The 11,276-nt window shown below is 58.6% G+C and carries 13 protein-coding genes; 6 read left to right on the forward strand and 7 right to left on the reverse strand.

Features of this window, described 5'->3' with window-relative positions:
- Nucleotides 1-81: 81 nt before the first annotated feature.
- Entirely contained in the window at nt 82-1,197 is a 1,116-nt protein-coding gene (locus tag AC5SSZ_RS21720; RefSeq protein WP_495440021.1) for an alpha/beta hydrolase, read from the forward strand.
- A gap of 11 nt (nt 1,198-1,208) precedes the next feature.
- Here AC5SSZ_RS21720 and AC5SSZ_RS21725 read toward each other — a convergent pair whose 3' ends face one another.
- From AC5SSZ_RS21725 to AC5SSZ_RS21735, 3 genes are read right to left on the reverse strand one after another with little or no spacing between them, the layout of a single operon-like run.
- Nucleotides 1,209-1,808, reverse strand: a complete 600-nt coding sequence (locus AC5SSZ_RS21725; RefSeq protein WP_065272010.1) for a Smr/MutS family protein — start codon at nt 1,806-1,808, stop codon at nt 1,209-1,211.
- Entirely contained in the window at nt 1,808-2,860 is a 1,053-nt protein-coding gene (gene mltA / locus AC5SSZ_RS21730) for a murein transglycosylase A (RefSeq protein ID WP_065272009.1), read from the reverse strand. Before mltA ends, AC5SSZ_RS21725 begins: the two co-directional genes overlap by 1 nt.
- Nucleotides 2,857-3,516, reverse strand: coding sequence for a Tim44/TimA family putative adaptor protein (locus AC5SSZ_RS21735; protein WP_065272008.1), 660 nt, complete (start codon nt 3,514-3,516; stop codon nt 2,857-2,859). The genes mltA and AC5SSZ_RS21735 overlap by 4 nt, the downstream gene beginning before the upstream one ends.
- 113 nt (nt 3,517-3,629) lie before the next feature.
- On the opposite strand from AC5SSZ_RS21735, the gene AC5SSZ_RS21740 reads away from it, so the two are divergent.
- Nucleotides 3,630-4,184, forward strand: coding sequence for an FxsA family protein (locus tag AC5SSZ_RS21740; protein ID WP_274833190.1), 555 nt, complete (start codon nt 3,630-3,632; stop codon nt 4,182-4,184).
- A 113-nt stretch (nt 4,185-4,297) separates the two neighbouring features.
- Nucleotides 4,298-4,795 (forward strand): protein-export chaperone SecB, encoded by a 498-nt coding sequence (gene secB / locus AC5SSZ_RS21745; protein WP_274829998.1) that lies wholly within the window; start codon nt 4,298-4,300, stop codon nt 4,793-4,795.
- Nucleotides 4,796-4,868: 73 nt separating this feature from the next.
- On the opposite strand, the gene dnaQ is transcribed toward secB, so the two are convergent.
- Genes dnaQ through AC5SSZ_RS21765 form a run of 4 tightly spaced genes read right to left on the reverse strand, consistent with a single transcriptional unit; the run spans nt 4,869 to nt 7,615 of the window.
- Entirely contained in the window at nt 4,869-5,603 is a 735-nt protein-coding gene (gene dnaQ, locus AC5SSZ_RS21750; RefSeq protein ID WP_495440028.1) for a DNA polymerase III subunit epsilon, read from the reverse strand.
- Nucleotides 5,596-6,189, reverse strand: a complete 594-nt coding sequence (gene coaE, locus AC5SSZ_RS21755; RefSeq protein WP_495440029.1) for a dephospho-CoA kinase — start codon at nt 6,187-6,189, stop codon at nt 5,596-5,598. The genes dnaQ and coaE overlap by 8 nt, the downstream gene beginning before the upstream one ends.
- Nucleotides 6,186-7,019: a shikimate dehydrogenase gene (locus AC5SSZ_RS21760; RefSeq protein WP_065272003.1), complete on the reverse strand. Its 834-nt coding sequence runs from the start codon at nt 7,017-7,019 to the stop codon at nt 6,186-6,188. Before AC5SSZ_RS21760 ends, coaE begins: the two co-directional genes overlap by 4 nt.
- The gene (locus AC5SSZ_RS21765) at nt 7,016-7,615 is read right to left on the reverse strand and encodes a Maf family protein (RefSeq protein ID WP_274867854.1); all 600 of its coding nucleotides are present in this window, start codon (nt 7,613-7,615) and stop codon (nt 7,016-7,018) included. Before AC5SSZ_RS21765 ends, AC5SSZ_RS21760 begins: the two co-directional genes overlap by 4 nt.
- A gap of 414 nt (nt 7,616-8,029) precedes the next feature.
- Here AC5SSZ_RS21765 and AC5SSZ_RS21770 point away from each other — a divergent pair, with 414 nt between their 5' ends.
- The 3 genes from AC5SSZ_RS21770 (at nt 8,030) to mnmE (ending at nt 11,272) form a co-directional block, all read left to right on the forward strand.
- Nucleotides 8,030-8,485, forward strand: a complete 456-nt coding sequence (locus AC5SSZ_RS21770) for a CopD family protein (RefSeq protein ID WP_274867855.1) — start codon at nt 8,030-8,032, stop codon at nt 8,483-8,485.
- 197 nt (nt 8,486-8,682) lie between these two features.
- Nucleotides 8,683-9,954, forward strand: a complete 1,272-nt coding sequence (gene rho / locus AC5SSZ_RS21775; protein ID WP_065272000.1) for a transcription termination factor Rho — start codon at nt 8,683-8,685, stop codon at nt 9,952-9,954.
- A 31-nt stretch (nt 9,955-9,985) separates the two neighbouring features.
- Nucleotides 9,986-11,272, forward strand: a complete 1,287-nt coding sequence (mnmE, locus tag AC5SSZ_RS21780) for a tRNA uridine-5-carboxymethylaminomethyl(34) synthesis GTPase MnmE (protein ID WP_368998254.1) — start codon at nt 9,986-9,988, stop codon at nt 11,270-11,272.
- Nucleotides 11,273-11,276: the final 4 nt, after the last annotated feature.

Genomic DNA, 11,276 nt, shown 5'->3' on the forward strand with positions numbered 1-11,276 from the left:
GCCCGGTTGCGGCTGGTCCTGCCAGTTGGAACCGGGCGGTTTCCGGTATATCCAAGGCGTGAAACAGGTTGGATATTTGGCATGTTGTTTTTCCGGAAGGTTTTGTTTCTATCCCTTTTTGCCGCTGCCGCCTGTGGCATTCGGCCGTCGACACCGACCATCCCCGAAGCGCTGGAGATCGGAACGCCAAAGACGATCTTTGCCGCCACGATCCGTGACCCGCTGCCCGAAGGCGGGTTTGGCAATGGAAGGACCGAAGACTATCACCTCCTGGAACTGACCGTTTCGATCCCGCCCAACCACCAGCCCGGGCAGCTGCTGTTTGCCTATGACACACCGGACCCGAAGACCGAGTTTACCATGGCCGCCCGGCGGAAGATCGAAACTTCCGCAGTTTTCATGGATCGACTGAACCGTGAACTGGCAAAATTTGAACCGGACGAGCGTGACATCACCGTCTTTGTGCATGGGTTCAATTCCACCCAATCCGAAACCGCCTTTCGCGCGGCGCAGCTGACCCATGATACCAAGGTTCCCGGTGCCACCGTGGTCTATTCCTGGCCCAGCCTCGGCAGTCCGCTTGGCTATGCTTATGATGCCGACAGCGTGATGTTTGCCCGCGACGGGCTGGAACGGCTGCTGAAACAACTCAGCAAAAGCAACGCGCGGCGGATCGTTCTGGTGGCGCATTCCATGGGGTCAATGCTGGCGATGGAGACATTGCGCCAGATTGAAATCCGCACACCCGGTTGGTCCGACAGGAACCTTGACGGCATGGTGCTGATGTCCCCGGATCTGGATCTGGACGTCTTTCGCAGCCAGATGAGCCGCCTCAACCCGGTTCCACAGCCATTTCTGGTTTTCATTTCCCGCAAGGACAAGATTCTGACCCTGTCGCAACGGCTGCGGGGCACGTCCAGCCGCGCGCGGCTGGGAAATCTGGGATCGACCGATGGTCTGGAGGATTTGCCGATCAGCATCATCGACACCACCGATTACGCCGATTCCGCCAGCTCGGGCCATTTGGTTGCTGGCACCTCGCCCGCGCTCCTCGCGATCCTCAGTTCGGCGCGGCAATCATCGCAAGCGTTTTCACGCAAAGGGTTGATCTTTGATGGGGTGCTGCCGCCACCGATGGTGGAGAAAAAGCAGATTCAGGATCTGTCGCTCATCGATATCACGGACAGCCAGCGATAACCGCGCGACGATCAGCGTCCGCGCCGCAGATAGACGTAATAGGCACCCTCGCCGCCATGGCTGATATGGGCCGGCGTCACCTGCAACACCGCCTGCGACAACGGCGGCAAGGCCAGCCATTGCGGCACCCGGTGACGCAGCACGCCGCGCGGGGTGGGGATCGGTCCCGGCTCGTCCCGGTCCTTGCCCTTGCCAGTCACCACCAGCACCAGTCGCTTCCCCGAGGCCTGCGCCGACAGAATGAACCGGGTCAGAGCAGGGTGCGCCGTATCCACCCGCATGCCATGCAGGTCCAACTTGCCTTCGGGGCGCAGCTTGCCGCGTTTCATCCGTCGAAACGCCTTTTCATCCATCTGCACCGGCGCCGAAGACAGCGATTGCGCCACAGGTTTCTTCAGATCGTGTTTGCCAGGCTTTGACGGCGCGCGACTGCCCAGGCGGAAGGCTTCGATCTGGGGTTCGGAGTGCGGATGCGGTGTCTTTTTCGGCTTTGGCTTGGGCAGCGGCAGGTCTGGCGGCGTCGTATGACTGCCCGGATGCAGACGCTCCGCGTGTTTGACGACCTTGTGCCAAAGATCGATTTCATCCGATGTCAGTTTGCGCCGGGTCATCAGAAATCTTCCGGCAACATCGCATAGGCGCGTTGAATGGGCAGGAAAACGATCATCCGCCCCGGATCCCGCAGACGGCCGGCCGCCTCGCCGGCGCCATCCCCGGTGCCAAAGAATATATCCGCCCGCTGCGCGCCCTTGATCGCCGATCCGGTATCCTGCGCGATCATCAGGCGGCGCATCGGCTCCGCCCCGTCCTTTTCCACCCAGACCGGCGCCCCCAGCGGCGTGTACTTCGGATCCACCGCGATACTGCGCATCGCCGTGACCGAACGGTTCATCGCCCCCAATGGCCCCTTCGACGGGTGCACTTTTTTCACCTCGCGGAAGAACACATAAGACGGGTTGTGCATCAGTAATTCGTGCCCAGCCATGGGATTGCGCCGCACCCAGGCCTTTATCACCTGGGCGCTGACCTGATGCGCCTTGTAGATGCCGCGCCGGACCATTTCAGCGCCAACCGATTTATATGGGTGCCCATTGGCCCCCCCATAGCCGACGCGAACCGAAGCACCATCGGGCATCTTGATCCGGCCGGACCCCTGAATTTGCAGAAAGAACAGCTCAACCGGGTCATCGACCCAGGCGATTTCCAGCCCGCGCCCGTCCATGACACCACTCGTCAGGATATCGCGGCGCGGCAGCCACAGGTTGGTCTGGCGCGCTTCGTTTGGCATTTTGTAGACAGGATAACGAAACCGGTCCGTCCGATAACGCGACCCCTGCAATTCCGGTTCGAAATAGCCGGTGAACAGGGGATCTGCGCCGTCCTCGATCAGAACCGGGCGAAAAAACAGCTCGAAGAATTGCTTGGCTCCGGCGGGCGTCTGAGATTGCGCCAGCGCGCAAAGGCTTTGCCAATCGGGGTCGTCAAGGTCGGGACAGGTCCCCAGAAACACCTCAAGCGCCTCGGCGTGGTTGTCCCTGTCCCAGCCGTCCAGCTGTGAGAAATTCAATATGGAATAGGCAGTCTCGCCGGATGCGCCCGAAGCGGTCATGGCAGCACCAATAATGGCTGCTGCCCGGAATGCCGCCCGTAGCGCCCCAATCATGCGTCCGTGGCCACCAGTTGCCAGTTCGGATCGTCGGTGCCCATCGAACGGGCAAAGACCCAGGTGTCCTTCTGGCGTTTTACGGCCTTGGGATCGCCTTCGACGATCTCACCTTCGCTGTTGCGCACGACCGACGTCAATTCAGCCACGAACCGCATGGTGATTTCGGCAGTGCGGGTGCTCTCATCGAACCGCGCATCCGCAAGGGTCGTTTCACGCACCCCAATGAATTCGGCCTCAATGGTCAGGCCCTGATCTTCGCGGTGCGCCACGGCATCGACAAAGCTTTCGTAGACGTCGGCAGCCAGCAGCGGCTCCAGATCGTCGAGTTCGCCATTTTCAAAGCCCATCAGGATCATCTCATAGGCGCCGCGTGCACCGTGTACGAAGTCCTGCACCTGGAACGACGGCTCTGCCCGCTTCATCGCGGCCAGCGCGTCGGCCTGGGGCGAGCCTTCAGCGACGTAATCAGTGATATCCAGATCCGGACCACCTTCGATCACTTCGAAGTCGGGGCGGCGTTTCTCTGCCGGGGCCTGCTGCGGCTGGGTGGGCTTTTCGAACCCTTCACGGGTGCCCAGAACGTTTTTCAGGCGCAGGATCAGAAAGACGGCGATGCCGGCCAAAACCAAAATCTGAATCAAGGGCGACTCCATGTGAACCTCGTGCTAGGCATTGGTGCCTTGTTTGAAACCAAAGCGGACTGCTCTTATGTAGGTGACGGGTGGGGCCAAGTCCACCGTTCAGCGCAAGATCCAAGGACCCCAAAATGTATCTTTTTCTGGCCTTTCTGATGGTGCCACTGGTTGAAATCGCCCTGTTTGTACAGGTTGGCGGGATGATCGGACTGTGGCCAACGCTGGCCATCGTGGTGCTGACCGCCATTCTGGGAACCTCGCTTGTGCGCTCGCAGGGGCGGCTGGCCATGGGGCAGTTGCGGTCCTCGTTCCAGACCCTGTCGGACCCGGCTGAACCGCTGGCGCATGGGGCGATGATCCTATTCGCCGGCGCCTTGCTCCTGACGCCCGGGTTTTTCACCGATGCGGTCGGTTTTGCACTGCTGATGCCGCCGGTGCGGCTTGCGGTGTTCCGCTACATCAGCAAACGGGTGACCGTCGCACGGTTTGAAATGGGCGCCGGAATGGGACCTGGACAGGCGCGGCCCGGTTCGCACGGCCCCCATGGCCATGCGCAGCATCCCGGGCAACGGCGTCCGGGGCAGCCCGGCGATGTGATCGATGGCGAATACGAAGATGTGACACCCAGACGCCCCGGGGATGGCCCCTCCGGCTGGGTCAAAGGCCCGGAAGACGGCCCAAAATAAGGCACAGTCAAAGCCTGTTGCGCCACGCTGTTTGCCACGGTTGGACAGACCGTTGAGATACCCGCGCCAAGCTGCTAAGCAATCGGCAAAGATATATTTTCAGGAGTATCTCCATGGCCGAAAACGACACCCCAGAGGGCGCAGCAGCAGCCCCGCAGCAGCCCCAGGTCCAGATGAACATTCTGGGTCAATTCATCCGCGACATGTCGTTCGAAAACGTGATGGCGCAAAAGGGTGCTGCCGGTGAAGTTCAGCCCGACGTGAACGTTCAGGTCAATCTGGACGCCAAGAAACGCGCGGCGGAACACCAGTACGAAGTTATGACCAAGCTGACCGTCGAGTCCAAAAACAAGGACGGTGGCGAGGTTCTGTTCGTTCTGGAGCTGGAATATGTCGGCGTCTTCAACATCCAGGGTGTTCCGGACGATCAGCTGCACCCCTTCCTGCTGATCGAATGCCCGCGCATGACCTTCCCATTCCTGCGCCGCATCGTGTCCGACGTGACCCGCGACGGTGGCTTCCCGCCGCTGAACCTCGACAACATCGACTTCGTTGCGATCTACCGCAACGAGCTGGCACGCCGTCAGGCCGAAGCCCAACCGACGCAATAAGTCATTTATTGCTTTGAAAATTCAAACGCTGTCGGTCAGACCGGCAGCGTTTTTTATTTGTCGGGACAATATGTCAGGACTGTGCCGAAACCCAAAGTGCGTCTTCGCCCAGTTTTTCCACAAAGGCATCATGGGCAGCTTTTTCCTCGGCCGTCAGGCGCGAGGGCAGGGGGATCGGCCGTGGTTCCGGGCGCCAATTGCTGTCTACCGCTGCGGTATCCGATCCGCTGCCGCTGCTGGACAGAGCGAAATCGGGCTGACGGCCACCGATCAGCTCCAGATAGACCTCGGCCAGGATTTCCGAGTCGAGAAGCGCGCCGTGCAGGGTTCGGTTGGAGTTATCGATGCTGAACCGGCGGCACAGGGCATCCAGCGTTGCCGGTGAGCCGGGAAACCGTTTACGCGCCATGGCCAGCGTGTCGATCGCCTGCTCCATCGGCAATTGCGGCAGGTTCATCCAGCCCAGTTCCGCGTTCAGGAACTTCATGTCAAAGCTGGCATTGTGGATCACCAGCCGCGCATCACCGACGAAATCCAGAAACCCCTGACCGATCTTGGCGAACACCGGTTTATCGCGCAGCGTGACCGCCCCCGGTGCCGGCGTCTGCGGCGGGCTCAGCAGGTCCGGACCGATGCCGTGCACGCCAAAAGCCTCTTCCGGCATGTCGCGCTCGGGGTTGATGTATTCGTGATAGGTCCTGCCGGTGGGCATGTGATTATAGAGTTCCACCGCACCGATTTCGACGATCCGATCCCCGGAAAACGGATCAAACCCCGTGGTCTCGGTATCCAGAACGATCTCACGCATCTGCCATCTTTCTCCTGATCTCGGCCAGGATCTGTTCCACCTGCGCGCGGGCGTGTTCCAGCGTGTCAGTCTCGATCACGTAATCGGCGCGGGCGCGTTTCTCTTCGATTGGCATCTGTTTCTGCAGGATCTGCTCGAATTGCTCAACCGTCATTGTGCCACGGTCCAGAACCCGCTGTTTCTGGGTTTCCGCATCCACGCTAACGCAGGCCACCGCGTCCATCGCAGCCTCACCGCCGGTTTCAAACAACAGCGGAATATCGAAGACTAGGATATCGCTGGCAGCAGTACGGCGAAATTCGGCACGATCTTCCCCGACCAGTGGATGCACGATCCTTTCGATCCGGGGCAGGGCAGAGGGGTCGCGGCCAATGATGTCCTTCAGCGCACTCCGATCCACCGCACCGTCGACAATTGCCTCCGGGAACTGCGCCTGCATCGGTGCGACAGCAGCACCGCCTGGCGCATAAAGACGATGCACCGCCGCATCCGCATCCCAGACCGCGCAGCCCAGTTCGGCAAAGATCTTTGCCGTGGTGCTTTTGCCCATTCCGATGGAGCCGGTGAGACCCAGTTTAAACGTCATGCCAGTGCTGCCGCCCGTGTTTCCTCATCCACTTCGGGCCGTTTGCCAAACCAGCGTTCAAAGCCCGGAACAGCCTGGTGCAGCAGCATGCCGAGACCGTCGACAACGGTGCAACCTGCGTCCTCTGCGGCTTGCAGCATATCTGTTTTCAGCGGCGTATAGACCAGATCGGTCACAACGCAGCCCGGGCGCAAACCGTCCATCGGCACCCGCAGCCGCGGCTTCCCTTCCATTCCTAGGGAGGTGGTATTCACCACCAGCGCGGCTTCTTCGACGATATTGCCGGCCAGAACCCAATCCACGACCTTGATACGTTTGCCGAATTCCTTGTGCAGCTTGTCCGCACGTTCGCGGGTTCGGTTGGTCAGCATGATCTCGGTCACGCCAGCCTCGATCAGGGAGGCAACCACCGCGCGGCAGGCGCCGCCGGCGCCCAGAACCACCGCAGGACCTGCGTCCGGTTTCCAATCCGGTGCACCCTGATGCAGATTGGTGATAAAGCCATACCCATCTGTATTATCAGCCAGAACCGATCCATCTTCGCGGAAGATCAGCGTGTTCGCCGCCCCCATCAGCGTGGCACGATCCGTAACCTTGTCGGCGATTGTCATCACCGTTTCCTTGTGTGGTAAGGTCACATTAGCCCCGACAAAGCCGGCCTTTGGCAGCGCGCGGATCACGGTTTCAAGATCCTGCGGTTCCACGTGCATCGGCACATAATGTCCGGCGATTCCGTATTTGCGGAGCCAATGGTTCTGGATCTGCGGCGAACGTGAATGGGCCACCGGGCATCCAATGACCCCGGCCAGAGGTATCTTCACGGCATTCATTGATCGATAATCCCCTGCAGTCCAAGGTAGTTTATAAGTTCAGTCAGCGGCAGGCCCAAGACATTAAAATAGCTACCATCGATACTGGCGAACAGCCGCACGCCTTCCTCTTCCAGTTTGTAGGCGCCAACGGCGTGGCGGATGCTGTCCCAGTTGCGGGCCACATAATCACGCAGATACTCATCCGAGGCTTTGCGCATCAGCAACCGGACCTGACCAACGTGGCGCCACAATGGTTCTCCATCGCGGTAGATCACCGCCGCGGACAATAGCATATGCCGCTGTCCGCGCATCTCACAAAGCTGCGACAGCGCCTCTTCGGCAGAACGCGGTTTGGACAGAAGTTTTCCCCTGAAATCAAGCACCTGATCGCAGCCGATCACCATCTGACCAGGATGTTTACTGCTGATCTTGCGGGCTTTTGCCTCGGCCAGGGCATCGGCGATATCCCGGGGCGGCGCGCCCTCTGCCAGCAAGGCTGCCTTGATGCTATCTTCATCAAGACGCGGCACATCTGTTTCAAAGGGAATGCCTGCCTGCCGCAGCAGCTGGGCCCTGATACTGGACCCGGAGGCGAGCACGATGTGGGCAGTCATGTGGAAAACCCCGTGGGAAAGCGGTTCGGAAGTTAAGGACGTTTTGTATGGTTTTCCCCGGTTTTGGCAAGCCCACAGGCAAAGCCCGGATTCCATCCCAGTTTCACCCGCATCCATCCCGCGTGGATTGGGATAACTTTAAACCCGGGGATATCCCAGAACTTCACAATCGATCCCTTAGTTATCCCCACGATGCTCAAGGTTAAGGATCACTTAATGATCCATAAAACAAAGGCTGTTAAGGATTCTTATACTCTTTCAAGCTGTCGGCTGGTGGAATCTTGTCCACGCTGGGGATAAGGGAAGGAAGCACTCAGTAATCCACGGAAAACAGGGGGCCCTACAAAAACATCATCCTTTAAATCTTTCTTATTTATTTTAGGGTGACCCAAACGAACGGCGGAGAAGACACGCATGGACCTGACAGACTGGATGTACACCCTGTACCCCTATGCAAAGTCGCTCCATATCATGGCCGTGCTCAGCTGGATGGCCGGTCTCTTCTATCTCCCACGTCTGTTCGTGTATCACGTGGAGCAGGCTGAGAAGGTGCCAGAGACGGGTCCGGTGTTCCTGACCATGGAACAGAAGCTCATGAAGGTGATCATGCGCCCTGCGATGCACACCGCCTGGCTCGCCGGCCTTTTCATCGTCTTTACGCCAGGGATGATCGACTGGTCCTATATATGGCCTTGGACCAAAGGCGCCTGTGTAATCGGTATGACGCTGTTTCACACCTGGCTTGTGTGGCGCATCAAGGATTTCGAAGCCGGGCGGAACCGCCTGACGGGAAGACAGTTCAGGATGGCAAACGAAGTGCCGACGCTCCTGATGGTGGTCATCGTCATATCGGTCATTTTCAAGTTCTGAGGCCGATCTTACGCCCCTGACAGGGTCGGGCGTACCACAGTTGTAAGCATTGCCTCAGGCGGCCTCTGAGGCGGTATTTGACTCATCGTGGACATGCCCCTATGTATGGCCCTCAACGGGCCCGTCCGGGCATTCGTGTCTTCCGATTTGATAATGACACCTCTCCCCGATGCCGGGGACGCAAAGGCTGTATGTAGATGACCGTCCAATCCCTGAATCTTTCCGATCTGAAAGCCAAAAGCCCCAAGGACCTTTTGTCCATGGCCGAAGATCTGGAGATCGAAAACGCCTCGACCATGCGCAAGGGCGAGATGATGTTCCAGATCCTGCGTGAACGCGCAGATGAAGGATGGGACATTGCCGGCGACGGCGTTCTGGAAGTTCTGCAAGACGGATTCGGTTTCCTGCGCTCGCCTGAAGCGAACTACCTGCCCGGTCCCGATGATATCTATGTCTCGCCCGACATGATTCGTCAGTATTCTCTGCGCACTGGCGATACCGTCGAAGGGCAGATCAAGGCGCCACTGGAAAATGAACGCTATTTCGCGCTGACCAACGTCACCAAGATCAACTTTGAAGATCCTGAAAAGGCCCGTCACAAGATCGCGTTCGACAACCTGACGCCGCTGTACCCGGATGAGCGGCTGAAAATGGAGGTCGAAGATCCCACGATCAAGGATAAATCCGCCCGTGTGATCGACCTGGTCGCGCCCATCGGTAAAGGTCAGCGCTCCCTGATCGTGGCGCCGCCTCGGACTGGTAAGACCGTGATTTTGCAGAACATTGCGAACTCGATTGAGAAGAACCATCCGGAATGCTACCTGATCGTCCTGCTGATCGACGAACGCCCGGAAGAGGTCACCGACATGCAGCGTTCGGTCAAGGGCGAGGTCGTTTCCTCCACCTTTGACGAGCCGGCAACGCGCCACGTGGCAGTGTCGGAAATGGTCATCGAAAAGGCCAAGCGTCTGGTTGAGCATAAACGAGATGTTGTGATTCTCTTGGACTCGATCACAAGACTTGGTAGAGCCTTTAACACCGTGGTTCCGTCCTCGGGGAAAGTTCTGACCGGCGGTGTCGACGCCAACGCCCTGCAGCGGCCGAAACGCTTCTTCGGTGCTGCCCGGAACATCGAAGAAGGCGGATCGCTGACCATTATCGCAACCGCGCTGATCGACACCGGAAGCCGCATGGACGAGGTCATCTTCGAAGAATTCAAAGGCACCGGTAACTCCGAATTGGTCCTGGATCGTAAAATTGCCGACAAACGCGTCTTCCCGGCGATCGACATTCTCAAGTCGGGCACCCGGAAGGAAGACCTGCTTGTCGACAAGGGGGATCTGGCTAAGACCTTTGTTTTGCGGCGAATTCTCAATCCGATGGGTACCACGGATGCCATTGAATTCCTGCTGTCGAAACTGAAACAAACCAAATCCAACTCTGAATTCTTCGATTCGATGAACACCTAGAACCCGGCGGCTCAGGAAAGGACGGCCACACATGGATACGATCTTTGCGTTGGCCTCTGCTCAGGGGAAGGCCGGGGTATCGGTTATTCGTGTCTCTGGCCCACAGGCGCTGGAGGCGATGAACGCGCTTTGCGAAACTGCGGTGCCGGTTCCTGGACGGGGACTGCGGGTGCTGACGGATGCGGCAGGTGATCCTCTGGATGAGGCGCTGGTACTGAGTTTCGCCGCACCGCATAGCTTTACCGGTGAAAATGTCGTTGAATTTCAGGTGCATGGCAGTACGGCAGTGGTTTCTGCTGTGTTGGATGCGCTTGGCGAAATCGACGGATTGCGTCAGGCAGAACCGGGTGAGTTCACGCGTCGCGCGCTGGAGAACGGACAGCTGGATCTGGCGCAGGTCGAGGGTCTTGCCGATCTGATCGATGCCGAAACCGAGGCGCAGCGCAAACAGGCCCAGGTAGTGCTGTCTGGGGCAATTGGGCAACTGGCCGAACGGTGGCGGAGCGATCTGATCCGGGCAGCCTCTTTGATCGAAGTCACCATTGATTTCGCGGATGAAGAGGTTCCGGTGGACGTTACGCCCGAGGTATCGAGCCTCCTCGCAGGCGTTCAAAAGGATTTGGAAACCGAGGTCGCCGGCGTCAAAATCGCCGAACGCATCCGCTCTGGGTTTGAGGTGGCCATCGTTGGTGCGCCAAACGTCGGGAAGTCGACACTGCTGAATGCGCTTGCGGGACGTGAGGCAGCCATTACGTCGGAATACGCTGGCACCACGCGGGATATTATCGAAGTGAAGATGGATCTTGCTGGCCTTCCGGTCACACTTCTGGATACAGCCGGCCTGCGCGATACCGAGGATCACGTCGAAAGCATTGGTATTGCCTTGGCGCGGAAGAGGGCTGAGAATGCTGATATCCGTGTATTTCTCGCAGAAGCTAGCGAAACGCCTGACGTGGAAATGCAGGACGGAGATATTCGCCTGCTGCCAAAAGCGGATGCTCGGGATGATGCGGAAGATGCAATTTCCGGGAAAACGGGGCAGGGGATCGATAGGCTAGTTGAGCACATTGCGACGGTTTTGAAGTCGCGCTCGGCTCATCCAGGGATCTCCACCCGAAATCGTCACAGGGAGGCTTTGTCTTCCGCGTTGAAGAGCTTACATCAGGCGCAATCGGTTCTCGAGCTGGGACCGGAGCACTATGATCTTGCGGCTGAAGATATGCGATCCGCGATCCGGTCACTTGAACTATTGGTTGGGCGAGTTGGAGTTGAAAATCTTCTGGATGAGATTTTCTCGAGCTTCTGCCTTGGAAAATGAGGAG

Source organism: Phaeobacter sp. CC-HEC084, assembly GCF_059429255.1.